A 25,297-nucleotide genomic window follows, 5' to 3' on the forward strand; every position below is an offset into this window, starting at 1 on the left:
AGCGGAGAGAGACAGCAATGAAACGATCGAAGACAACCAGAGCAAGGCGACCGGATGCCAACCGCGCAATGGCGGCCTCCGCGACCCATCCCCACTCCCCACTCCCGAATCCCGGTTTCCACCCATGAAAATCAAACGCTTCGTAGCTCCCGACATGCGCACCGCGTTCCGCATGGTGCGCGACGAGCACGGTCCGGATGCGGTGATCCTGTCCAACCGGCGCACCGACGAGGGCATCGAGATCGTCGCCGCCAGCAACTACGACGAGGCGCTGGTGCAGCAGGCGCTGGACGCGGTGCGGCCGGACGAGACGGCGCGGCTGCCGGTGTCGGCCGCCAATCCGGCGCCGCGTGCGGCCAAGGCCGGCGCCGCCGGCAACTCGGCGATGGCGATGATGGCCGCGATCAGCGATCGCCGCAGCGCCCCGGCCGCCGCGGCGACGCAGGCCGCGCCGGCGCGGCCGCTGACCCAGCCTGCCGCGATCGCCGCCTCGGCGATGCCGGCCGGCACCGCGCCGGCGCCGAGCCGGCCCGCTGCCGCGCCGCGTGCCCCCGCTCCCGCCTCCGCGCCGGCGCCTGCCGAATTCCAGATTCCCGAGGACGTGTTCCGCAACGCGCCGATCAGCGTGCCGATGCCGAGCCCGTTCGCCGCTGCGGCCTCCGCGTCCAGCGCCGCCGCCAGCGCCGCCGCGGTGCCGGCCTGGCTCGAAGGCATCGCCGCGGTCTCGCTGACCCCGGCGGCCGCCACGGCTGCGCCGGCCGCCGAGCCGGCGCCGGTCGCGGCCAGCGCCGGGATCCCGGCGCCGCCGGCCCTGGCGCCGGTGCCGAGCTTCCCGGCCATGCAGAACGACGAACAATTGACTCAGCTGCGCGACGAACTGGCGCTGATGCGGCAGATGATCGAGCGCGAGATGAACCGGCTCACCGACGAACGCCTGCGCGGCTCGCCGGTCCGCGCCCAGGCGCTGGAGCTGATGGACGACTACGGCTTCGACAGCGGCCTGACCCGCGACGTGGTCATGCAGATCCCGGCCGACCTGGAACTGCACCGCGGCCGCGGGATGATGCTGGGGCTGCTGTCCAAGCGCCTGCCGATCGCCGCGCTGGATCCGATCGAGGAAGGCGGCGTGATCGCCCTGATCGGCCCCACCGGCGCCGGCAAGACCACCACCATCGCCAAGCTGGCCTCGCGCTTCCTGGAACGCCACGCCGCCCGCGACGTGGCCCTGGTCACCACCGACACCATCCGCGTCGGCGGCCGCGAACAGCTGCACAGCTACGGCCGCCAGCTCGGCATCGCCGTGCACGAGGCCGACAGCGACGCCGCCCTGCAACAGCTGCTGGAGCGCCTGCGCGACTACAAGCTGGTGCTGATCGACACCGCCGGCATGGGCCAGCGCGACCGCGCGCTGGTCGGGCAGCTGCACTGGCTGCGCGCCTCCAGAGTGGTCCGGTCCTTGCTAGTACTTCCTGCCAATGCCCATTTCTCCGACCTGGACGAGGTGGTGCGCCGGTTCGCCGGCGCCGATCCGCAGGGGGTGATCTTGACCAAGCTGGACGAAACCGGGCGGTTTGGAAGTGCACTGTCGGTGGTCGCGGACCACCGGCTTCCCATCACCTGGGTGACCGATGGTCAGCGCGTGCCGGACGACCTGCACCGCGCCAACGCCGCCAGCCTGGTACTGCGCCTTGAAGATTTGCGGCGCGCTGCCGATAAGCCCTGTACTCCGGAGCAGAACCATGCCGTCGCGTGATTACGCCAATCTGACCAATGCCTTCCCCCTGTCGGCAACGCGCAGCGAACCGCTGGGCCCGGTGCGCACGATCGCCGTGACCGGCGGCAAGGGCGGCGTCGGCAAGACCAACATCTCGGTCAACCTGTCGATGGCGCTGGCCGACATGGGCAAGCGCACCCTGCTGCTGGACGCCGACCTGGGCCTGGCCAACGTCGACGTGCTGCTCGGGCTGACCCCCAAGTTCACCCTGGCCGACCTGGTCGCCGGGCGCTGCACCCTGGAAGAAGTGCTGATCGACATGCCCAACGGGCTGATGGTGGTGCCCGCCGCCTCCGGCCGCCGGCACATGGCCGAGCTGCCGCCGGCCCAGCACGTGGGCCTGGTCAACGTGTTCTCCGAGCTGCAGCGCGAGCTGGACGTGATGATCATCGACACCGCCGCCGGCATCACCGACAGCGTGCTGACCTTCTGCCAGGCCGCGCAGGACGCGGTGGTGGTGGTCTGCGACGAGCCGGCCTCGATCACCGACGCCTACGCGCTGATCAAGGTGCTGTCGCGCGAACGCGGCGTGGACCGGGTGCAGATCGTGGCCAACATGGTCCGCGACCTCAACGAAGGCCGCCTGCTGTACGACAAGCTGAGCCGGGTGTGCGAGAAGTTCCTCGGCGACGTGTCGCTGAACTACCTGGGCTGCGTGCCGCAGGACGACTGGCTGCGCCTGGCGGTGCAGCGCCAGCAGCCGGTGGTCAAGGCCTACCCGTCCAGCCCGTCGGCGCAGGCGATCGCCGAGATCGCCCGGCGCACCGCGCGCTGGCAGGCGCCGACCGTGCCGCGCGGCAACGTCGAGTTCTTCGTCGAACGGATCATCCAGCGGGGGGTCGCCGCATGAACGCCGCCGCCCAGTACCGCGCCGTGCAGCGCAACAGTTCCAACGACTACATCGCCCAGCATTCGGACCTGGTGCGGCGCATCGCCCACCACCTGGCGGCGCGGCTGCCGGCCAGCGTGGAGATCGACGACCTGATCCAGGCCGGCATGATCGGCCTGATCGAGGCCTCGCGCAGCTACGACGCCGACCAGGGCGCCTCGTTCGAGACCTACGCCTCGATCCGCATCCGCGGCTCGATGATCGACGAGATCCGCCGCGGCGACTGGGTGCCGCGTTCGGTGCACCGCCGCGCCCGCGACGCCGCCTCGGCGATCCGCAGGATCGAGCAGAGCACCGGCCGCGCCGCCGCCGCCAACGAAGTGGCCGCGGCGATGGACATGCCGCTTCCCGAATACCTGCGATTGATGGAAGATGCCGCGCGCGGCCAGGTGCTGAGCCTGGAATCGCGGGTCGAGGACCACGGCGAGCTGGACACCATCGCCAAGGGCGGGCCCAATCCGCAGCAGATGCTGGAACGCAGCGAATTCGGCCGCGAGCTGGGCAAGGCCATCGCGCAATTGCCCGAACGCGAGCAGCTGGTGCTGTCGCTGTACTACGAACAGGAATTGAACCTGAAGGAAATCGGCGCGGTGCTCGGTGTCAGCGAGTCGCGCGTCTGCCAGATCCACGGCCAGGCCACGGTACGGTTGCGCGGGCGCCTGAAAGCGTTCGAAGCGGCGGACGCCGGCCTGGAAGACGAAGAATAAGACCCAAGGGAGTTAGCGGTGAACAAGAACATGCGGATTTTGATCGTGGACGATTTCTCGACGATGCGGCGCATCGTCAAGAATCTGCTCGGCGATCTGGGCTTCACCAACACTGCAGAGGCCGAGGACGGCAACAGTGCCCTGGCTGCACTGCGCTCGGCGCCGTTCGAGTTCGTGGTCACCGACTGGAACATGCCCGGCATGACCGGCATCGACCTGCTGCGCAACATTCGCGCCGACGACAAGCTCAAGCACCTGCCGGTGCTGATGGTGACCGCCGAGGCCAAGCGCGAGCAGATCATCGAGGCCGCGCAGTGCGGCGTGAACGGCTACATCATCAAGCCGTTCACCGCGCAGACGCTGCAGGAGAAGCTGGGCAAGATCTTCGAACGCCTGGGAGCGACCGCCTGATGGAAGCCACCGCCGAACGCAGCGCCCTGATCGAACGCCTGCAAGGTGCGCTGGACGCACTGGAAAAGGGCGACGAAGCCGGCTGGCGCAGGGAAATCGACACCCTCGCCGCCTGGCGCACGCGGCCGATGATGCAGGGCCTGAGCCGGCTGGCGCGCGACCTGGGCCAGGCGCTGGGCGAACTGCCGACCGTGCCCACCGAGGCCGGCGAGCTGGACGACGCCTGCTCGCGCCTGGACCACGTGGTGGCGATGACCGAAGAGGCCAGCCACCGCACCCTGGACCTGGCCGAGGAATGCCGCGCGCTGGCCGAACAGCTGCGCGCCGGCGGCCTCACCGGCGACCAGGGCGAGATCCTCGACAAGATCCGCCACAACCTCACCGAGATGGCCCTGGCGCAGAGCTTCCAGGACCTGACCGGGCAGATCATCCGCCGCGTCGCGGCGATCGTGCGCCGCGTGCACGAGGGCTTCGGCGCGCTGGGATTGCCGCCGAAGGAAGAGAAGAAACCCGATGGCAGCCTGGCCGGCCCCGCGCTGGCCGGACTGGACCGTCACGGCGTGTCGCAGAACGACGCCGACGACCTGCTGTCCGGACTGGGACTGTAATGCCATGAGCGCCGTACCCGACGACATCGCTGCCGACTTCATCATCGAAGCCCAGGAGATCCTGGACCGGCTCGGCGAGCAGCTGGTGTCGCTGGAGCAGGCGCCCGAGGACAGCGACCAGCTCAACGCGGTGTTCCGCGGCTTCCACACGCTCAAGGGCGGCGCCGGCTTCCTGGCGATCAACGCCATGGTCGAGCTGTGCCACGCCGCCGAGGACACCCTGGGCCAGGCCCGCGCCGGTCAGGCCACGCTGCAGGCGCGGCACTTCGACGCCGCGCAGCAGTCGCTGGACTACCTGCAGTCGATGCTCGACGCGTTCGGCAGCGGCAACGAGCCGCCGCGCGCGCCGCCGCAGCTGATCGCGCAGTTCGCGACCAGCGGCGAGGAGACCAGCGCCCCGATCGCCGCGCCCGTCGCTGCGGCGCCGGCCAAGGCGCCGGCCGCCGGCGGCAACGGCGAGATGATCGACGACGAGGAATTCGAAGCGCTGCTCGACCAGCTGCACGGCGCCGCCGCGCCGAGCGCGCTGCCGGTCGCGGCCGCCGCGCCGCGTCCGGCACCGGCCAAGCCGGCCGCCGCGCCGGCCAAGGCCGCCGAACCCGAACACACCGTGCGCGTGGACACCAAGCGCCTGGATGCGATCGTCAACCTGATCGGCGAACTGGTGCTGTCGCGCAACCGGCTCAAGACCCTGCGCGTGCGCCTGCGCGACGAAGAACTGGACCGCGCGGTCAGCAGCCTGGACATCGCCACCGCGCGCCTGCAGTCGGCGGTGATGCGCACCCGCATGCAGCCGGTCGGCAAGGTGTTCTCGCGCTTCCCCAAGGTGGCGCGCGACGTCGCCCGCTCCCTGAACAAGGAAGTGGACCTGGAACTGATTGGCGCCGACACCGAACTGGACCGCAACCTGGTCGAGGCGCTGGCCGATCCGCTGGTGCACCTGGTGCGCAACGCGATCGACCACGGCATCGAGACCCCGGCGCTGCGCGAGGCCACCGGCAAGCCGCGCGGCGGCCACGTGCGCCTGTCGGCGCAGCAGGAAGGCGACTACGTCAGCATCGAGGTGCAGGACGACGGCGCCGGCATCGACCCCGAGCGCCTGCGCCAGAAGGCGCGCGAGAAAGGCCTGATCGACCCGGAAGCCGCCGCGCGCCTGACCACCGAGGAGTGCCTGCACCTGGTGTTCCTGCCGGGCTTTTCGACCAAATCCGAGGTCACCGACATCTCCGGCCGCGGCGTCGGCATGGACGTGGTGCAGTCGCGCATCCGCGAACTCAGCGGGCAGATCCAGATCCAGTCCGAACTGGGCCGCGGCAGCCGCTTCCTGATCCGCGTGCCGCTGACCCTGGCGATCCTGCCGACCCTGCTGGTGCAGGCCGGCGACACCGTCTACGCGCTGCCGCTGGCGCGCGTGGTGGAAGTGCTGCACGCGCCGAGCCGCTCGCTGGGCTGGTTCGACGGCCGCGCCGTGCTCGACCGGCAATCGCACACGCTGCCGCTGGTGGACCTGCGCCAGTGGCTGAACATCGAAGCGCCGCAGCTGCCGCTGCTGACCGTGGTGGTGCTGCAGGCCGGCGAATCGCGCATGGGCCTGATCGTGGACCAGGTCCGCGGCCGCGAGGAAGTGGTGATCAAGCCGCTGCCGCGCGCCCTGCGCGGCCTGCCCGGCTACGCCGGCGCGACCCTGATCGGCGACGGCCGGCTGGCGCTGATCCTGGATGTGGACGGCCTGAAGAGCTGAGGGGCCGGGATTCGGGAGTGGGGAGCGGGGATTCGCAAGGGCGGTCCCGGTGCGGAGCGTTTGCGTGGCGATCCGATGCCCGAAGTGCCATGGACGTGGCGGCAAGTTCAGTGGCTGTCTCGGTCGCGCTTTGCTGTAGGAGCGGCTTCAGCCGCGACGCCTTATCGGCAAGGCGTCGCGGCTGAAGCCGCTCCTACAGAAGGCAGCGCATTCGCCGATCTGCGGCTCGGCAGCCGACGGCCAGCCGCCTCGAATCCCAATCCCGAATCCCCAATCCCCAATCCCGGCCCCATCAAGTCCCTCCCCGCGCTGCCGATAGTTCCTGCATGGACAAACTCAGTCTCATTGGCTTGCTGTTGGCGATCGCCTCGCTGGTCGGCGGCAGCATCCTCAAGGGCGCCGGCATCTCGGCGCTGTGGTCGCCGGCCGCGTTCGTGATCGTGATCGTCGGCACCGTGGCCGCGATCCTGGTGCATACGCCGCCGGCGGTGTTCAAGCGCGCGTTCCAGATCGCCAAGTGGATCCTGCATCCGCCGGCCAGCGACCGGCAGGCGCTGCTGCAGCAGATCGTGGAGTGGAGCAACATCGCCCGCCGCCAGGGCCTGCTCGGCCTGGAGAACCAGGTCCAGCACCAGAGCGACCCGTTCGTGCGCAAGGGCCTGCAGATGCTGGTGGACGGCGTGGAGCCGGAATCGATCCGGCACATGCTGGAGATCGACCTCGACGGCCAGGAGCACTGCGACCTGGCCGCGGCCAAGGTGTTCGAAGGCATGGGCATCTACGCGCCGACGCTGGGCATCATCGGCGCGGTGCTGGGCCTGATCGCGGTGATGAAGAACCTCGCCGACCCGAGCAAGCTCGGCCACGGCATCGCCGCCGCGTTCACCGCCACCATCTACGGCATCGCCTCGGCCAACCTGCTGTTCCTGCCGATGGCCAGCAAGCTCAAGAGCGTGATCAAGCACAGCAGCGGCGAGCGCGAAATGGTCATCGAAGGGCTCATCGCCATCGCCCAGGGCGAGAACCCGCGCAACATCGAATCGAAACTGGCCGGCTTCTTGCATTGACCCGACCACTATGGCCCGCAAGCACCAGCACGAAGATCACGTCAACCACGAGGCATGGGCCATCCCCTATGCCGACCTGATGACGTTGCTGCTCGCCTTCTTCGTGGTGATGTACGCGCTGTCCACGGTCAACGAGGCCAAGTACCGGGTCATGGCCGACGCGATGAGCACCGCCTTCGGCGGCGCGCCGCGGACCATGAGCCCGGTGCAGGTCGGCGAGCGCCTGATGCAGGGCCAGGGCGGCGCGCGCCCGACCCCGATCAAGTCCAGCCCGGCGCTGTCCCTGCCCGACCCGAACCGGCTGCCGTCGGCCTCGCCGCTGCGCGCGGCCAGCGCATTGCGCGACGAGGAACAGCTGCGGCGCGCGCAGCGCCAGCTCGACGGCATCGCCGACCGGCTCGGCGCCGCGCTGGCGCCGCTGATCGACAAGAAACTGATCAGCGTGCGCCACGCCGGGCTGTGGATCGAGGTGGAGATCAACAGCGACATCCTGTTCGGCTCCGGCTCCGCGTCGCTGGACCAGAGCGCCCGCGCCACCCTGGCGCAGCTGGCGCAGGTGCTGGTGCCGGTGCCCAACGGCGTGCGCGTGGAGGGCTATACCGACAACAGCCCGATCGCCACCTTGCAGTTCCCGTCCAACTGGGAGCTGTCGGCGGCGCGCGCGGCCAGCGTGGTGCACCTGTTCGCCGACCAGGGCCTGCAGCCGTCGCGGCTGTCGATGATCGGCTACGGCGAGTTCCGCCCGCGCGCCGACAACGACACCCAGGCCGGCCGCAACGCCAACCGCCGCGTGGTGCTGGTGATCCTGGCCGATGCCGGCGGCGCCGAAGCCAACGGCATCGACAGCGGGCGCAGCGCGGCACCCATCACCGCGGCCGCCGCCCCGGCGCCGCAGGACCGATTCAGCAATGCCGGCACCGCGCCGGCGACCCCGACCTACCCCGCCGCGGCGGCTGCCGGCACTGCCGGCGCGCCCCGCGCCGTACCTGCCGCAATTGAAGGAGTGAACTGATGCGCATCTGGGCGATTGCCAACCAGAAGGGTGGCGTGGGCAAGACCACGACCACGCTGGCGCTGGGCCGTGGCCTGGCCATGCTCGGCCACCGGGTGCTGATGCTGGATCTCGATCCGCACGCCTCGCTGACCCGCGCCTTCGACGTGCCGCAGGACCCGCCGCCGAGCGGCGTGCTCGACCTGTTCTCGACCCCGCCGGGCGAACTGGCGGCGCTGGCCCGCGACAGCGCCATCGAGCGCCTGAGCTACGTCTGCGGGCAGACCGCGCTGGCCACGCTGGAGCGGCGCAGCGCCAACCAGCCCGGGCTCGGCCTGGCGCTGCAGCAGGCCATGGCCCGCCACGTCGGCCAGCACGACTACATCCTGCTCGACTGCCCGCCGACCCTGGGCCTGCTGATGATCAACGCACTGGCCGCGGCCGACCGGGTGATCATCCCGACCCAGGCCGAGCCGCTGGCGCTGCACGGCCTGGCCAGCATGGTCCGCACCGTGGACATGGTCGAGCGCTCGCGCCGGCGCCCCCTGCCCACCTCGATCCTGCCGACGCTGTTCGACAAGCGCACCCGCGCCGGCAACGAGACCCTGCGGCAGATGCAGGACAGCTACGGCGAGCGGGTCTGGGAAGACGCGATCCCGGTCGACACCAAGATCTGCAACGTCAAGGCCTTGACGGTCGCCGGCGTGCCCGGCGACTACCCCGGCCGCGGCCTGGCCGCCTACCGCCGCGCGCTGGAATGGCTGGTCGCCAGCGACGCCACCCCGATGGAGCAGGCCGCATGAACACGCCCGGGGTCATCGACGACTATCTGGAAGGCCTGCTGCACGACGTGATCGCCGAGGAGCAGAACGAACGGCAGGCAACGCTCGCCGCCGCCAGCGCGACGGTGCCGGCGGCGCCTGTCGCCGAGCCAGCCGTACCCGCCGGCCCGACCCCGGAACAGATCGCGGCCGCGGTGCTGGCCGAAGCCGATTCCGACCCGGCCCTGGCCGGCATCATGTCGCAGCAGGCCCTGGCGCCCGCGCCCGCCGGCCCGACCCCGGAAGAGATCGCCGCCGCCGTGCTGGCCGAAGCCGACTCCGACCCGGCCCTGGCCGGGATCATGTCGCAGCAGGCACTGGCGCCCGCGCCGGCCGGCCCGACCCCGGAAGAGATCGCCGCCGCCGTGCTGGCCGAGGCCGACTCCGACCCGGCCCTGGCCGGCATCATGTCGCAGCAGGCCCTGGCGCCCGCGCCCGCCGGCCCGACCCCGGAAGAGATCGCCGCCGCGGTGCTGGCCGAAGCCGACTCCGACCCGGCCCTGGCCGGCATCATGTCGCAGCAGGCCCTGGCGCCCGCGCCGGCCGGCCCGACCCCGGAAGAGATCGCCGCCGCGGTGCTGGCCGAAGCCGACTCCGACCCAGCCCTGGCCGGCATCATGTCGCAGCAGGCGCCGCCCGATGCCGAACGCCAGGCCGACCTGGAAGTGGTCGCGGCGATGGAGATGCAGCGCACCCCGGTGACCCCGCGCAACCTGGCCGCCGACGATGACGCCGCCGCCGCGCGCGCGGTCAAGCGCCCGCCGATGGCGGTGCCGCCGGAGCGCCGCGCCGAGGCCGAACGCGCGCAGGCCGCCGGAGCGCAGGCCGGCGGCGCGCGGCTGCCGCCCAACCTGCAGGCGTTCATGGCCCCGAGCGTGGCCCACGAAGCCTCCCCGCACCAGCGCCGCGCGCCGGACCGCAGCACCCGCTGGCTGCGCTTGCGCTGCGGCGAACAGGCCTATGCGCTGGAACTGCTGAAGGTGCAGGAAGTGGTGCTGCCGGTGCCGCTGCTGGCGCTGCGTGGCACTCCGCCGGCGATGCTGGGGATCATGAACCTGCGTGGCCAGGTGGTGCCGGTGATCGACCTGGGCATCCACCTGGGCGCCGCCCCGATCGAGATGGACATGCTGACCCGGGTGGTGGTGCTGGAAGAGAACGGCGAGACCCTGGGCCTGCGCGTGTCCGCGGTCGAGGACGTGGCCAGCCTCACCGACCAGCAGATCGAACCGCCGGACAATGCCCGCATCTGCCGCATCTCCAACCACCTGTTCCGCGGCGTGGCGCGGCTGGCGCAGCAGCCGATGATCCTGCTCGACGCCGAGCAGCTGCTGCACTGACGCGCAGGGCGCGTCGACCCGGCCGGCACGCCCGCGCTCCTGTCTCGGCGCGCCGCGGGCAGGAACACGCATGCCGATCGGCGCGCCTGCCAGGGGCGCCGTGGCCGCGCCGGGCGGCTGCCGGGGCCGGTCGCGGCCACCGATCGCGCCACGCGCGCCGCGCGCGCCACGGCACCGCGGCGCGGCGACTGCCAACCCCGCCGCACTTTCCCGATGCGCCGCTAAAGCTTCCCGCGCATTGGCCGTTATCTGCGATAGAACCATTCGTGCGGAGCAATGATGAGCACAGTCACCCTTGGCGAAGATCTCGGCATCGAGACCAGCGCCGACCTGAAACAGCGGCTGACCCCGTTCCTGGCGTCGGCCGAGGAACTGCGACTGGACGCCGGCGAGGTCCGCCGCATCCACACCGCGTCCGTGCAGGTGCTGTGCGCATTCGTCGATGCACGCCGCCAGGACGGCAAACGCACCGTCTTCGAAGCCTGCAACGACACGTTCCGCGACGCGGCACGCCTACTGGGGGTCAGCGAATCGCTGGGCCTTCCCGCAACCCCTGACAACCTGAAATCTGTGGAGAACGCCGCATGAGCGCACGTATCTTGGTGGTGGACGATTCGGCGTCGATGCGCCAGATGGTCGCCTTTGCCCTTACCTCGGCCGGTTTCGCGGTGGAGGAAGCCGAAGACGGCCAGGTCGCCCTCGGCCGCGCCCAGGGCCAGCGCTTCAACGCGGTGGTCACCGACGTCAACATGCCGAACATGGACGGCATCTCGCTGATCCGCGCGCTGCGCCAGCTGCCGGACTACAAGTTCACGCCGATGCTGATGCTGACCACCGAGTCGGCGGCGGACAAGAAGTCCGAGGGCAAGGCCGCCGGCGCCACCGGCTGGCTGGTCAAGCCGTTCAACCCGGAACAGCTGATCGCCACCGTCCAGAAAGTCCTGGGCTGATTCCCTCTCCACCCTTTTTCCGGATTCCCCGCCCATGAGCATGGACCTGCAACGTTTCCACGCCACCTTCTTCGAGGAAAGCCGCGAAGGGCTGGACGCGATGGAAGCCGGACTGCTGTCGCTGGAAGAAGGCAACCGCGATCCCGAAACGATCAACTCGGTGTTCCGCGCCGCGCACTCGATCAAGGGCGGCGCGGCCACCTTCGGCTTCGAGGCGATGGCCGGGCTGACCCACGTGCTGGAGACGCTGCTCGACGAACTGCGCTCGGGCAAGCGCGACGTGGAAGCGCACGCGATCGATGCGATCCTGGGCTCGGTGGACGTGCTGCGCGCGCTGCTGCGCGAAGCCGAGCACGGCACCCTGGCCGATCCGGTCGCGGTCAAGGCCGTGCACGACCGCCTGCAGCAGGCCTTGAACGGCACCGCCGGCGCCGCGCCCGCGGCGACCCCGGCCGCCAACCAGCCGGCCGAGCCGGAAGCCTGGCAGATCGGCTTCACCCCGGCGCCGTCGCTGTTCATGAGCGGCAACGACCCGCTGCGCATCATCCGCGAACTCGAACACCTCGGCCCGCTGCAGATCGCCTGCCGCAGCGGCCGCCTGCCCGGCTTCAACGACCTCGACCCGCTCGAGGCCTATCTGGCGTGGGACCTGGGCCTGGTCGCCAAGGTGCCGCGCAGCGCGATCGAGGACACCTTCGCCTGGGTGATCGACGACTGCGAACTGGACATCCGCGCGGTGCCGCCGCCGAGCCTGGCCAATGCGCCGGCACCGGTGCTGGCGCAGGCCCCGGCCAGCGCCACCGCCGCGCCAGCCGCCGCCGTGGCCGCCAACGCGCCGGCCGGCAATGCCGCCGCCGCGCACGAAGCGGAAAGCTCGATCCGGGTCAGCGTCGACAAGGTCGATGCGCTGATCAACCTGGTCGGCGAACTGGTCATCACCCAGGCCATGCTCAAGCAGGTCTCCGGCGACCTCGACCCGGCCCATGCCGAACGCCTGTTCGCCGGCCTGGACCTGCTCGAACGCAACACCCGCGACCTGCAGGAAGCGGTGATCGGCGTGCGCATGCTGCCGGTGGACGCGGTGTTCCGCCGCTTCCCGCGCCTGGTCCGCGACCTGTCCAGCCGCCTCGGCAAGCAGGTGCGGCTGCGCACCATCGGCGAAGGCACCGAACTGGACAAGGGCCTGATCGAGAAGATCGCCGATCCGCTGGTGCACCTGGTGCGCAACTCGATCGACCATGGCTTGGAAATGCCGGAAGCGCGCCGCGCCGCCGGCAAGGACGAGACCGGCACCATCACCCTGGCCGCCTCGCACCAGGGCGGGCACATCGTCATCGAGGTCAGCGACGACGGCGCCGGCCTGAACCGCGAGCGGATCCTGGCCAAGGCCGCCGAACGCGGCCTGAGCGTGCCGGACAACCCGACCGACGCGCAGGTGTGGGACCTGATCTTCGCCCCCGGCTTCTCCACCGCCGACGCGGTCACCGACCTGTCCGGCCGCGGCGTGGGCATGGACGTGGTCCGCCGCAACATCCAGGGCCTGGGCGGCGAAGTGCAGCTGGAAAGCAATTCCGGCCGCGGCACCCGCGTGCTGATCCGCTTGCCGCTGACCCTGGCGATCCTGGACGGCATGACCGTGTCGGTCGCCGGCGAGACCCTGATCCTGCCGCTGGCCTACGTGCTCGAAGCGCTGCAGCCGCAGCCCGACGACATCCGCACCATGGCCGGCGAAGGCCGGGTGCTGCGGGTCCGCGGCGAATACCTGCCGATCCTCTCGCTCAGCGATTCCTACGGCTACGGCCGCACCGAGCAGAGCGATCCGCTGGTGGTGGTGGTCGAGGCCGACGGCCAGAAGATCGCGCTGGAAGTGGACGAACTGGTCGGCCAGCAACAGGTGGTGGTCAAGAACATCGAGAACAACTACCGGCGCATCGGCGGCATCTCCGGCGCCACCATCCTCGGCGACGGCCGCGTCGCGCTGATCGTGGACATCGGCGGACTGGTGCGTTCGCTGCGGGTGCCGCAAGCGGCCTGATCGCGTTCCACCCCGCGCCGCCTCGTGCGGCGCGACAGCAACCACAAGCCCCGGCAGCGATGCCGGGGCTTTTTGCGTTCTGCAGCGCAAGCGCGCCCCGCGCATGCAGGCACGCGGGAAGAGAGAAGCAGCGTCGTCCGCCATGCGCCGGTCGATGGCGCAACGAAGGCAGTCGCGGGCATCGGCCTGTCGCAACGCAACGGCGCAGCGCAGCGGACGGTTCTCCCGGATCGCCTCAGACCGTCGGACGATCAGCGAGTTCGGGAGGCCCGAACGGTGCCGCGACCTCATCGAAGCCTGTATCAACCGGTTTCTCCCCAACCATTGGCCTAGCCTATCTATTGAAATCAATAAATCGATTGAACATAACGATTCCGGCGCCGTTACAGAGGACATGGATCGCAGCGGCATCGCCGCGCTGCGGTCTCCTTCGCTAACCCGTTCCTCAACTCCGGGATCCAACGATGAAGACCAAGAACCTGCCCTTGTCCGCCCAGCTCGCCTTCGGCTTCGGCGCCGTCGTGCTGGTACTGCTCATCGTCGGGGCGATCAGCCTGCGCAGCCAGTTCCAGCTCAACGACGCGGTCGCCATCAACGAGCACACCTTCAAGGTGCTGGCCACCGGCCAGGGGATGCAGGCCAATGCCCTGAACGTGCAAACCAGCAGCCGGGGCTATCTGCTGTCCGGCAACAAGGACTACCTGCAGCCGTTCGCGCTCGGGCAGGCCGGCTTCGAAACCAACTTCGCCGAGGCCAGGCGCCTGACCGCGGACAATCCGCGGCAGCAGGCGCGTCTGGCGCAGTTGCAGTCCGCGTATCGGGAACTGCTGCAGGCCGAGCAGCACATCATTGCCCTGCGTGGGCGGCCCGATAGCCAGCAACAGGTGCTGGCCGTGTTCGGCGAAGGCCGCGACCGCAAGGCGATGGGCACGATCCGCGCGCTGCTGGGCGCGTTTGCCGAAGAGGAAAACGGTTTGCTGGCCAAGCGCAGCCAGCAGTTGGCGCTGGTGCGCGCGCAAGGCAAGTGGTCGGTCCTGCTCGGCAGCCTGGTCGCGGTGCTGGTCGCGGCCGGCATGGGCCTGCTGATCCGGCGCCAGTTGCGCAAGCGCCTGGGCCTGGCGATCGGGATCGCCGACGCCATCGCCTCGGGCAAGCTGGACAACGACATCGATACCCAGGCACGCGACGAGACCGGGCGCCTGCTGGCCAGCATGCGCATCATGCAAGACCAGCTGAGCGCGGTCCTGGCGGCGCAGACCGAAATGGCGCAACGCCACGACGCCGGCCAGATCAGCTACCGCATGGACGAGGCCGCGTTTCCCGGCGACTACGGGCGCATGGTCCGCGACAACAACGCACTGGTCGCGGCGCATATCGCGGTGAAGATGCGCCTGGTCCAGATCATGGGCCGCTACGCGATCGGCGACCTCAGCGAGGACATGGACACCCTGCCCGGCGAGAAGGCGCTGCTGACCCAGACCATGGATACGGTCAAGCAGAACCTCACCGCGATGAACGGCCAGATCAGCCAACTCGCCTCCGCCGCGGCGGCCGGCGACTTCAGCGTGCGCGGCGACGCGCAGCGCTTCCAGTACGACTTCCGTGCCATGGTCGAGAGCCTCAACCAGCTGATGGCCACCGCCGACGGCAACCTCGACGCGCTGTCCAAGCTGCTGCAGGCCATCGCCGCCGGCGACCTGAGCGTGCGCATGCACGGCGAGTTCCAGGGCGTGTTCGCGACCATGCGCGACGACGCCAACGCCACCGCCGAGCAACTGGCCGCCATCGTCGGCCGCATCCAGACCGCCGCGGCCAGCATCAACGGCGCGGCCAGCGAGATCGCCGCCGGCAACGACGACCTGTCGCGCCGCACCGAGCAACAGGCGGCCAGCCTGGAAGAGACCGCCGCCTCGATGGAGGAACTGACTGCCACGGTCAAGCAGAACGCCGAGCACGCGCGCCAGGCCAACCAGCTCGCGGTCGGTGCCGCGTCGGTCGCGTCGCAGGGCGGCGACGTGGTGAGCCAGGTGGTGGCGACGATGAGCGGCATCGAGGCGTCCTCGAAGAAGATCGCCGACATCATCTCGGTGATCGACGGCATCGCCTTCCAGACCAATATCCTGGCCCTGAACGCCGCGGTGGAAGCGGCGCGCGCCGGCGAACAGGGCCGCGGCTTCGCCGTGGTCGCCTCGGAGGTACGTACCCTCGCCCAGCGTTCGGCCAATGCAGCGAAGGAGATCAAGGGGTTGATCGACGATTCCGTCAGCCGTGTCAGCGATGGCTCGGCCTTGGTCGACCAGGCCGGGCGGACCATGCAGGAGATCGTGGCCTCGGTACGCCGCGTCACCGACATCATGGGCGAGATCTCCGCCGCTTCGCAGGAGCAGTCCGCCGGCATCGAGCAGGTCAACCAGAGCGTGACTCAGATGGATGAGACCACCCAGCAGAACGCCGCGCTGGTCGAGGAAGCGACCGCCGCCGCCCGCGCCATGGAGGACCAGGCCGGCCAGCTGCTCGGGGCCGTGGCGGTGTTCAAGATCGAGGCGACCGCCGCTGCGGCGCCGACCCCGCCTGCGCGGCGCGGGCTGCCGGGGTCGCCTGCGCAGGTCGGCCGGGTGCCGGCACCGCGGCCGGTGTCGGCCGGCGCAGCACTCCAATGGGAGGAATTCTGAGTCCGGACACCTGATCCGTTCACGATGTTCCGATCGGCCGCACCCCTGCGGCCGATTCAATTTGTGCGACGCAGTGCCGATAACAAGCAGGACGCAGACAACGCCGCTGCCGTCGCACCGCGACCGACGCCGCCACTGCAACGCAGGTGGCCGATCGATCCGCGCTCTCCACTTTCGCCAGCCGATGAACGCCATGAGCCCGACTCCCGCCTCCCGCTCCACCAGTGTCGCGACCCGCCTGATGGTCGGCGTGGCGTCGATCGCCGTGCTGTGCTTCGGCGTGACCGCCGCGATCATCTACGTGCGCAGCAGCGATGCGCTGCTGGCCTCGGCCAAGACCGGCATGACCGAAGCCGCGCATCTGGAGGCGCAACGCATTTCCAGCGATATCGGCGCGGCCTTCGTCTCCAGCCAGGCCTTCGCCACCAGCCTGCTGGCGCAGCGCCACCACGACAGGATGCGCGAGACGTTCAGCGACATCGTGCTGCGCGAGTTGCGCCAGCATCCGGACTGGACCGGCCTGGGCACGCTGTGGGAACCGCAGGCATTCGACGGCAAGGACGCGGCCTACGCCAATGCCGAAGGCCACGACGCCAGCGGCCGCTACATGGTGTACTGGGCCTGGCAAGGCGACAAGCAGGTGCGCGAGCCGCTGCGCGACTACGACGTCCCCGGCGTGGGCGACTGGTATCTGAAGGCGCGCCAGCAGCACCGTCCGACCGTGGTCGAACCCTACGTGTACGAGATCGGCGGCGCCAAGGTGCTGATGACCACGCTGACCACGCCGATCATGGAGGACGGCAAGTTCCTCGGCATCGTCAATGCCGACTTCGGCCTGGACAAGCTGCAGCAACGCCTGGCCAAGCTGCGCCCGCTCGGCGAAGGCCACGTGCGCCTGCTCTCGCCCGGCGGCGCGATCGTCGCCGATCGCGATGCGGCCCTGGTCGGCAAGAAACTGGACGACGCGGGCACGCGCGCGTTGCTGGCCGACATCGCCAAGGGCCAGAGCGTGACCCGCGAGGTCGCCGATGCGCGGACCGGCGCCACCGATGTCGAGGTCTACGTGCCGCTGCAGATCGGCCAGGCGCAGGAGCGGTTCGCGCTGGGCGTGGTGGTCCCGCGCGCCGTGCTGATGGCGCAGGCGCGCTCGCTGCTGTGGACCATCATCGCGGTCGGGCTGTGCGCGGCGCTGCTGCTCAGCGGGGGCCTCTACATCCTGTTGCGGCGGCTGGTGGTCAAGCCGCTGGCCGATGCCGTCGAGGTCTCCGGCGCGGTCGCTGCCGGGCGCCTGGACAGCCGCATCCAGTATCCGCGCAACGACGAGCTGGGCCGGCTGTTCGGCTCGCTGCAGCGCATGCAGGAACAGCTGCGCGCGGTGCTCGATGCGCAGAAGGAAATGGCGCAGCGCCACGACGCCGGCCAGATCAGCTACCGCATGGACGAAGCCGCCTTCCCCGGCGACTACGGGCGCATGGTCCGCGACAGCAATGCGCTGGCGGCCTCGCACATCGCGGTCAAGCTGCGCCTGGCGCAGATCATGGGCCGCTATGCGATCGGCGACTTCAGCGAGGACATGGACCGCCTGCCCGGCGAAAAGGCGGTGCTGACCGAGACCATGGACACGGTCAAGCAGAACCTGAGCGCGATGAACCGCGAGATCGGCCAGCTCGCCTCCGCCGCGGCGGCCGGCGACTTCAGCGTGCGCGGCGATGCGCAGCGCTTCCAGTACGACTTCCGCGCCATGGTCGACAGCCTCAACCAGCTGATGGCCACCGCCGACGGCAACCTGGAAGCCCTGTCCAGGCTGTTGCAGGCCATCGCCGCCGGCGACCTAACCGCACGCATGCACGGCGAGTTCCAGGGCGTGTTCGCGACCATGCGCGACGACGCCAATGCGACCGCCGAGCAGTTGGCCGGCATCGTCGGCCGCATCCAGACCGCGGCAGCCAGCATCAATGGCGCGGCCAGCGAGATCGCCGCCGGCAACGACGACCTGTCGCGCCGCACCGAGCAACAGGCGGCCAGCCTGGAGGAAACCGCCGCGTCGATGGAGGAACTGACCTCCACCGTCAAGCAGAATGCCGAGCACGCGCGCCAGGCCAATCAGCTGGCGGTCGGTGCAGCGACTGTCGCCTCGCAGGGCGGCGAGGTGGTCAGCCAGGTGGTGACCACGATGAGCGGCATCGAGACCTCCTCCAAGAAGATCGCCGACATCATCTCGGTGATCGACGGCATCGCCTTCCAGACCAACATCCTGGCCTTGAACGCCGCGGTGGAAGCGGCGCGCGCCGGCGAACAGGGCCGCGGCTTCGCGGTCGTCGCCAGCGAAGTGCGCACCCTGGCCCAGCGTTCGGCCAATGCCGCCAAGGAGATCAAGGGCCTGATCGACGAATCCGTCACCCGCGTCAGCGAGGGCTCGGCATTGGTCGGCAAGGCCGGTCAGACCATGAGCGAGATCGTGTCCTCGGTGCAACGCGTCACCGACATCATGGGCGAGATCTCCGCGGCCTCGCAGGAACAGTACGCCGGCATCGAGCAGGTCAACCAGACCGTCACCCAGATGGACGAGGCCACTCAGCAGAATGCCGCCCTGGTCGAGGAAGCCACCGCCGCCGCGCGCTCGATGGAGGAACAGGCCGGGCAGCTGACCGAGGCCGTGGCCTTGTTCAAGCTCGACAATGCGGTCGCCTCGGCCGTGGCCACGGCAGCCAGGCCCGCGGGCGCCACGCCCATCGCCAGGACGCCCGCCGCGAACGCCAGAAGCGCGCCGGCCAAGCGCAGCCAGTCGCCGATCCGTGCGGTGCCGAACAAACCCGCCAGCGCCAACGAAGCGCAGTGGCACGAGTTCTGAGCGACGGCTCCCAGGCGCTCCCGCCACAGCGCGGGCGCGCCGAGGCGGCACCTCGCCGCCCAGCACCATGGTGCGGCGCGACAAACGCGCCACGCGCACTGCCGCGCCCTTGTCTTTTTGGCGACACCCTCCGGCCATTGGTCGGACACATTTAAAGAAAACAGGAACCGGGCCGTTAGCCTGAGCACATCCTGCTAGCTGCACCGGGAAGCGCGATGGCCGGTCGACACGGACCCATGCGGCCACTCGCCGGACAGTGCAGCCACGCATCTGCGTTTCGAGATTGACCGTTCCTGGGGACCGCCATGAAGCCTATCGTTCTTGCCAGCTGCCTGACCTTGTTGGGCATCGCCAGCCTCGCGCACGCCGAGGAGGAGCCGATCGCCACCGATCGCCCCGACTTCGTCGAATCCAGCCTCACCGTCGGCGACCGCCGGCTGCAGGTCGAGACCAGCGTCGCCTGGGAGCGCGACGGCGACGTCGATGGCTACACCACCCCCACCCTGTTCCGCTACGGCCTCGGCCCGACCTGGGAACTGCGGCTGGAAACCGATGGCTGGCAGCATCTCGATGCGCCCGGCGATGCCGACGCCTACGGGTTCACCGACATCTCGCTCGGGGTCAAGCACCACCTGGCCGGTTCCGACGACGGCGGCGCCTCGCTGGCCTGGCTGGCGCACGTGGACCTGCCCAGCGGCGGCCGCGACGTGCGCGGCCGCGGCGCGCGGCCTTCGTTCCGGCTGGTCGCCGAATGGGAGCTCAGCGACAGCGTCTCGGCGGGGGTGATGCCCGGCGTGATCTGGGACGAAGACGACGACGGCCACCGCTACATGGCCGGCATCCTCGGCGTGGTGGTCGGCAAGGCATGGACCGAGCGCAGCCGTTCGTTCCTGGAAGTGGCGCTGCCGCAGATCGCCGACAGCGACGACGGCGGCACCGTCGCCGTGCTCGACGTCGGCTCGGCCTGGCTGCTGAGCAACGACGTGCAGCTGGACGCGGTCTACAGCTACGGCCTCAACGACCGTTCGCCGGACCACGCGCTCGGCGTGGGCCTGTCCTTCCGCTTCTGATCCGGTGACGCCGATGAAGATCATGCACATGCTCGCGATCCTGGTGCTGGTGGCGGTGCTCGCGCTGCTCGCGCTGGGCGGCGTCGGCTACAGCGCGCAGCAGGGATTGCTGGCCTCGGTCGCCGCGCAGGTCACCTCGTCCGATGCGCTGCGCAACCATATGCAGGCGGACATGATGCACGACGCCTTGCGCGGCGACGTGACCACCGCGCTGCTGGCCGGTTCGCGGCAGGACGACGCCGGGATCAAGGCCGCGCGCGCCTCGCTGGCCGAGCATGCCGCAGAATTCCGCCAGGCCCTGGCCGACAGCCGCAAGCTGCCGCTGGACCCGGCCTTGCGCACCGAGCTGGACGCGGTCGCCCCCGCCCTGCAGGGCTACATCGCCGCGGCCGACCAGGTGGTCACCCTGGTCGAGGCGCATGCGGACAGCGCCGCCGCCTATGCCGCCTTCAGCGAGAGCTTCGAACAGCTCGAGACCCGCATGGGCGCGATCAGCGAGCGCATCCTGGCGCTGAACCAGGCCAGCCGCAGCGCCGCCGAGCAGCACAACCGCAGCGCCACCTGGCAACAGGCCGGCGCCGTGGTGCTGGCGGTGCTGTGCCTGGGCCTGGCCGCCGGCTGGATCCTGCGCTCGGTGTCGCGCCTGCTCGGCGGCGAGCCGCGCGTGGCGATGGCCGCCGCCCAGCACATCGCCGAAGGGCGCCTGGACCAACCGATTCCGGTTGCCGCCAAGCACGCACACAGCCTGATGGCGGCGCTGGCGCGGATGCAGCGCGAACTGCGCGAACGGATCGAACGCGAGCGCAGCGTCGCCGCCGAGAACCTGCGCATCCGCACCGCGCTGGACAACGCCTCCACCGGCATGTACATCGCCGATCCCGACCTGAACATCGTCTACGCCAACGGCGCGCTGCAGAAACTGCTGCACACCTATGCCGAGGACATCCGCGCCTGCGCGCCGGCCTTCGACGGGTCGGCCAGCCTGCTCGGCCAGTCGGTGTCGCTGCTGGAAGTGGGCAACTCGCAGGACGCGGCGATCTACCAGCAGCTCGACCGCCAGGGCGCAGCGCAGCGCGAGGTGCGCTATCGCGGCGCGTGCATCGCCCAGGAGATTTCCGCGATCCGCAACGAGGCCGGCGTCCACGTCGGTTTCGTCTGCGAATGGCGCGACCGTACCGCCGAGGCCAAGGTCGAGGTGGAAGTGGCCGAAGTGGTGCGCAGCGCCGCTGCCGGCGACCTGTCCAGGCGCATCGACAGCGACGGCAAGCAGGGCTTCTTCCTGTTGCTGGCGCAGCAGCTCAACGGCCTGCTCGACGCCAATGCGGTCAGCATCGCCGAAGTGTCGCGCCTGCTCAGCGCCCTGGCCGACGGCGACCTGGGCGCACGCATGCACGGCGAGTTCCACGGCGTGTTCGCGACGATGCGCGACGACGCCAACGCCACCGCGGAACGGCTGGCCGGCATCGTCGGCCGCATCCAGCAGGCCAGCGGCAACATCCACACCGCCGCCAGCGAAATCGCGCAAGGCAACAGCGACCTGTCGCACCGCACCGAGCAACAGGCCACCAGCCTGGAGCAGACCGCCGCGTCGATGGAAGAGCTGACCGCCACGGTCAAGCAGAACGCCGAGCATGCGCGCCAGGCCAACCAGCTCGCCGTCGGCGCCGCGGCCGTCGCTTCGCAGGGCGGCGAGGTGGTCAGCCAGGTGGTGACCACGATGAGCGGCATCGAGACCTCGTCCAAGAAGATCGCCGACATCATCAGCGTCATCGACGGTATCGCCTTCCAGACCAATATCCTGGCGCTCAACGCCGCGGTGGAAGCGGCCCGTGCCGGCGAACAGGGCCGCGGCTTCGCGGTCGTCGCCAGCGAAGTGCGCACGCTGGCCCAGCGTTCGGCCAATGCCGCCAAGGAGATCAAGGGCCTGATCGACGACTCGGTCGGCCGGGTCGCCGAAGGCTCGGCGCTGGTCAACCGCGCCGGCCAGACCATGCAGGAAATCGTGTCCTCGGTGCAGCGCGTCACCGACATCATCGGCGAGATCTCCGCGGCATCGCAGGAGCAGTCGCAGGGCATCGAGCAGGTCAACCGCACCGTGACCCAGATGGACGAGACCACCCAGCAGAACGCCGCGCTGGTCGAGGAAGCCACCGCCGCCGCTCGCTCGATGGAAGAACAGTCGGCGCAGCTGAGCGATGCGGTGGCGGTGTTCCGGCTCGTGCAGCACGCCACGCGCAGCACAGGCATCCCTGCGCCTGCGGCGATCGCGACGCGCCACGTCGCCGTCCCCGAACCCGCGCGGCGCAGCCCCGCCCATGCGGACGCCCAGGCCATCGCCGACGCGATCGATGCGCAATGGCAGGCATCCTGAGCGTTCACCCAAGACAATCGTTCAGGATCGGCTATCGCCCTGAGTCCAACATCCCATCCATAACTCCCCAGCCGCGCCGATATTGCATTCAGGCGACGGCATGAACGTTGTAAAGCAGTCGAGTCCTTACTTCATTTGCCTACCGCCGCGTCGTGCCGTTCCAGGCATGCCTCTTCATAGAGGCGTTGCGCAACTGGAGCGTCATCGCCATCTTCGGTAATCAATGAGGTCAGCCATGAACTCGCTATTGCAACGCTACAACGTCGGACGCCGCCTGGCTGCGGCCTTCGGCCTGCTGATCCTGTTGTCCGCCCTGCTGGTCGCAGCGGGCCTGATCTCGATGTCCAGCGCCCGCAAGCAGCTGGACGGCATCGTCAAGACCAACATGGAGAAGATCCGCCTGTCCTCCGAGATGCTGGACGCGAACTCGGGCATCGCCGTGGCGGTACGCAACTCCACCATCGTCACCTCGCCCGAGGACAACCAGAAGGCGCTGGACACCTTCACCGCCGAGCGCAAGCGCTACAACGAGAACCGCGACGCGCTGTACGCGACCGCGACCGATGCCGAAGGCCAGAAGATTCGCGACACGATCAACGAGCGCCGCGAAAAAGTGCGCCTGCTGAACGACCGGGTCATCGCGCTTTCCAAGAACAACCAGAACAGCGAGGCGCAGGCGCTGCTGATCAGCGAAGCCGGCCCGGCGATGGAGAGCTGGCAGGACGCCATTCGCGCCAACGTCGCAATGCAGCGCAGGGTGAGCCAGGAAGCCTACGCCTCGGCGGTGACGGCGATGACGCGCGGCCGCAACGTGCTGATCGCCGGCGGCGTCATGGTGGTGATCGTCAGCAGCCTGCTCGCGTGGCTGATCACCCGCAGCCTGACCCAGCCGCTGAGCCTGGCCACCCGCGTGGCCGAGAACATCGCCGCCGGCAAGCTGGACGACGAGATCCGCAGCGACGCCCGCGACGAGACCGGCCGCCTGCTCGCGAGCATGAAGCGGATGCAGAGCCAGTTGCAGGCGGTGCTCACCGCGCAGCTGGAGATGGCTCGCCGCCACGACACCGGCCAGATCAGCTACCGCATGGACGAAGCCGCCTTCCCCGGCGACTACGGGCGCATGGTCCACGACAGCAACGCGCTGGCCGCCTCGCACATCGCGGTGAAGATGCGCCTGGCGCAGATCATGGGCCGCTATGCGATCGGCGACTTCAGCGAGGACATGGACCGCCTGCCCGGCGAGAAGGCGGTGCTGACCGAAACCATGGACACGGTCAAGCAGAACCTGAGCGCGATGAACCGCGAGATCGGCCAGCTGGCCGGTGCCGCCGCGGCCGGCGATTTCAGCGTGCGCGGCGACGCGCAGCGTTTCCAGTACGACTTCCGGACCATGGTCGACAGCCTCAACCGGCTGATGGCCACCGCCGACGGCAACCTGGAAGCCCTGTCCAAGCTGTTGCAGGCCATCGCCGCCGGCGACCTGACCGTGCGCATGAGCGGCGAGTTCCAGGGCGTGTTCGCCCGGATGCGCGACGACGCCAACGCCACCGCCGAGCAGCTGGCCGATATCGTCGGCCGCATCCAGACCGCGGCCTTGAGCATCAACGGCGCGGCCAGCGAGATCGCCGCGGGCAACGACGACCTGTCGCGCCGCACCGAGCAGCAGGCCGCCAGCCTGGAGGAAACCGCCGCCTCGATGGAAGAACTGACCTCCACGGTCAAGCAGAACGCCGAGCATGCGCGCCAGGCCAACCAGCTGGCGGTCGGCGCGGCAACAGTCGCCTCGCAAGGCGGCGAAGTGGTCGGCAAGGTGGTGAGCACGATGAACGGGATCGAGACCTCGTCGAAGAAGATCGCCGACATCATCTCGGTGATCGACGGCATCGCCTTCCAGACCAACATCCTGGCGCTCAACGCGGCAGTGGAAGCGGCGCGCGCCGGCGAGCAGGGCCGCGGCTTCGCCGTGGTCGCCTCGGAGGTACGTACCCTCGCCCAACGCTCGGCCGGTGCGGCCAAGGAGATCAAGGGCCTGATCGACGAGTCGGTCACCCGTGTCGCCGAAGGCTCGGTGCTGGTCGACCAGGCCGGCCGCACCATGCAGGAGATCGTGTCCTCGGTGCAACGCGTCACCGACATCATGGGCGAGATTTCCGCCGCCTCGCAGGAACAGTACGCCGGCATCGAACAGGTCAACCAGAGCGTGACCCAGATGGACGAGACCACCCAGCAGAACGCCGCCCTGGTCGAGGAAGCGACCGCCGCGGCGCGATCGATGGAGGAGCAAGCGGTGCAACTGCGCGAGGCGGTCGCCGTGTTCAAGATCGACGGCACCGCCGCGCCGCAGGGCAAGCGTCCCGTCGCCGCCGCGACCGTCGCGGCGGTGGTCAAGGCGCAGGTGGCGGCCGCAACGCGCGCGGTGCGCAACGTCCCCGGGCGGTCGGCGACAAGCGGCAACGACGCGACCTGGCAGCAGTTCTGAGTCCTGCAGTCGCCACACCGCACGGTGTGGCGACTGCCCGCTCCCAAGCAGGCAGGCAAGGCCTGTCGAAAAAATGTCGGTGCGCATCTCCCGACGACACCATGGTTCTGCGAGGCAACGAGCGGCCCGCAGCCCCGCCACCTGAACCAGCGCGCTCGCGCCGCGACGTCCTTGCACACCCACGCTCTCGGACTCCGACATCGCCGCGGATGCGAGTGTTGCCGGCTGCCGATCGCGAGCAAACGGCCCGTTTCGCATCGCTCGAACACGCATCGGCCATGGTCCGATAGTCGCAATCCTGTAGTGCCGCGCGCTGATCGGCGCCTTGGCACCGTGGCGCATCGCCTGAAACCGGCACGCGCATATCGCGCGACCACTGCCATGCCCGCATCCGCGATGTCGTCAGGCGCCGCAATTGGCTGCGGCCAGTGGCATGAGAATCATTCGCGCGCGTCACACGAGCAACGGGCGAGTGCAGCGCATCCACACGGATTCGGGACCCAGAATTTTTCTGTTCGTCCCT

18 protein-coding genes are annotated in these 25,297 nt (G+C 69.8%); all 18 read left to right on the plus strand.

Annotated features, from left to right (window positions below; translation table 11 throughout):
• The first annotated feature begins 124 nt into the window (after nt 1-124).
• The 18 genes from flhF (at nt 125) to OCJ37_RS10875 (ending at nt 24,774) form a co-directional block, all read left to right on the plus strand.
• Nucleotides 125-1,753, plus strand: coding sequence for a flagellar biosynthesis GTPase FlhF (gene flhF / locus OCJ37_RS10790; RefSeq protein WP_263109405.1), 1,629 nt, complete (start codon nt 125-127; stop codon nt 1,751-1,753).
• A complete protein-coding gene (locus OCJ37_RS10795) occupies nt 1,740-2,624 on the plus strand; it encodes a MinD/ParA family ATP-binding protein (RefSeq protein ID WP_145708120.1) in 885 nt (294 codons plus the stop codon). The genes flhF and OCJ37_RS10795 overlap by 14 nt, the downstream gene beginning before the upstream one ends.
• On the plus strand, nt 2,621-3,370 hold the full coding sequence (locus tag OCJ37_RS10800) for an RNA polymerase sigma factor FliA (RefSeq protein ID WP_263109407.1): 750 nt from the start codon (nt 2,621-2,623) through the stop codon (nt 3,368-3,370). Before OCJ37_RS10795 ends, OCJ37_RS10800 begins: the two co-directional genes overlap by 4 nt.
• Before the next feature lie 18 nt (nt 3,371-3,388).
• Entirely contained in the window at nt 3,389-3,781 is a 393-nt protein-coding gene (cheY, locus tag OCJ37_RS10805) for a chemotaxis response regulator CheY (RefSeq protein WP_010341542.1), read from the plus strand.
• Nucleotides 3,781-4,389 (plus strand): protein phosphatase CheZ, encoded by a 609-nt coding sequence (locus tag OCJ37_RS10810; RefSeq protein ID WP_263109410.1) that lies wholly within the window; start codon nt 3,781-3,783, stop codon nt 4,387-4,389. Before cheY ends, OCJ37_RS10810 begins: the two co-directional genes overlap by 1 nt.
• 4 nt (nt 4,390-4,393) lie before the next feature.
• On the plus strand, nt 4,394-6,130 hold the full coding sequence (locus OCJ37_RS10815; protein WP_263109411.1) for a chemotaxis protein CheA: 1,737 nt from the start codon (nt 4,394-4,396) through the stop codon (nt 6,128-6,130).
• A 326-nt stretch (nt 6,131-6,456) separates the two neighbouring features.
• Complete coding sequence (locus OCJ37_RS10820; RefSeq protein ID WP_263109412.1) at nt 6,457-7,197, plus strand: flagellar motor protein; 741 nt, start codon at nt 6,457-6,459, stop codon at nt 7,195-7,197.
• 10 nt (nt 7,198-7,207) lie between these two features.
• Complete coding sequence (motD, locus tag OCJ37_RS10825; RefSeq protein WP_263109414.1) at nt 7,208-8,209, plus strand: flagellar motor protein MotD; 1,002 nt, start codon at nt 7,208-7,210, stop codon at nt 8,207-8,209.
• Nucleotides 8,209-8,991, plus strand: a complete 783-nt coding sequence (locus tag OCJ37_RS10830; RefSeq protein WP_263109415.1) for a ParA family protein — start codon at nt 8,209-8,211, stop codon at nt 8,989-8,991. Before motD ends, OCJ37_RS10830 begins: the two co-directional genes overlap by 1 nt.
• On the plus strand, nt 8,988-10,346 hold the full coding sequence (locus OCJ37_RS10835; protein ID WP_263109416.1) for a chemotaxis protein CheW: 1,359 nt from the start codon (nt 8,988-8,990) through the stop codon (nt 10,344-10,346). The genes OCJ37_RS10830 and OCJ37_RS10835 overlap by 4 nt, the downstream gene beginning before the upstream one ends.
• Nucleotides 10,347-10,625: 279 nt before the next feature.
• Nucleotides 10,626-10,934, plus strand: coding sequence for an STAS domain-containing protein (locus OCJ37_RS10840; protein ID WP_263109417.1), 309 nt, complete (start codon nt 10,626-10,628; stop codon nt 10,932-10,934).
• On the plus strand, nt 10,931-11,296 hold the full coding sequence (locus tag OCJ37_RS10845) for a response regulator (protein WP_263109418.1): 366 nt from the start codon (nt 10,931-10,933) through the stop codon (nt 11,294-11,296). Before OCJ37_RS10840 ends, OCJ37_RS10845 begins: the two co-directional genes overlap by 4 nt.
• Before the next feature lie 34 nt (nt 11,297-11,330).
• Nucleotides 11,331-13,331 (plus strand): chemotaxis protein CheA, encoded by a 2,001-nt coding sequence (locus OCJ37_RS10850; protein WP_263109419.1) that lies wholly within the window; start codon nt 11,331-11,333, stop codon nt 13,329-13,331.
• A gap of 464 nt (nt 13,332-13,795) precedes the next feature.
• Entirely contained in the window at nt 13,796-16,003 is a 2,208-nt protein-coding gene (locus OCJ37_RS10855; protein ID WP_263109420.1) for a methyl-accepting chemotaxis protein, read from the plus strand.
• Between the two features lie 193 nt (nt 16,004-16,196).
• Complete coding sequence (locus OCJ37_RS10860) at nt 16,197-18,854, plus strand: methyl-accepting chemotaxis protein (protein WP_263109421.1); 2,658 nt, start codon at nt 16,197-16,199, stop codon at nt 18,852-18,854.
• Nucleotides 18,855-19,159: 305 nt separating this feature from the next.
• The gene (locus tag OCJ37_RS10865) at nt 19,160-19,924 is read left to right on the plus strand and encodes a transporter (RefSeq protein ID WP_263109422.1); all 765 of its coding nucleotides are present in this window, start codon (nt 19,160-19,162) and stop codon (nt 19,922-19,924) included.
• Between the two features lie 13 nt (nt 19,925-19,937).
• Nucleotides 19,938-22,295 carry a methyl-accepting chemotaxis protein gene (locus OCJ37_RS10870; RefSeq protein WP_263109423.1) on the plus strand — a complete coding sequence of 786 codons (2,358 nt, stop codon included), beginning with the start codon at nt 19,938-19,940 and terminating at the stop codon, nt 22,293-22,295.
• Between the two features lie 235 nt (nt 22,296-22,530).
• Nucleotides 22,531-24,774 carry a methyl-accepting chemotaxis protein gene (locus OCJ37_RS10875; RefSeq protein ID WP_263109424.1) on the plus strand — a complete coding sequence of 748 codons (2,244 nt, stop codon included), beginning with the start codon at nt 22,531-22,533 and terminating at the stop codon, nt 24,772-24,774.
• Nucleotides 24,775-25,297 lie beyond the last annotated feature (523 nt).

The organism is Xanthomonas sp. AM6, from assembly GCF_025665335.1.
Classification (GTDB): domain Bacteria; phylum Pseudomonadota; class Gammaproteobacteria; order Xanthomonadales; family Xanthomonadaceae; genus Xanthomonas_A.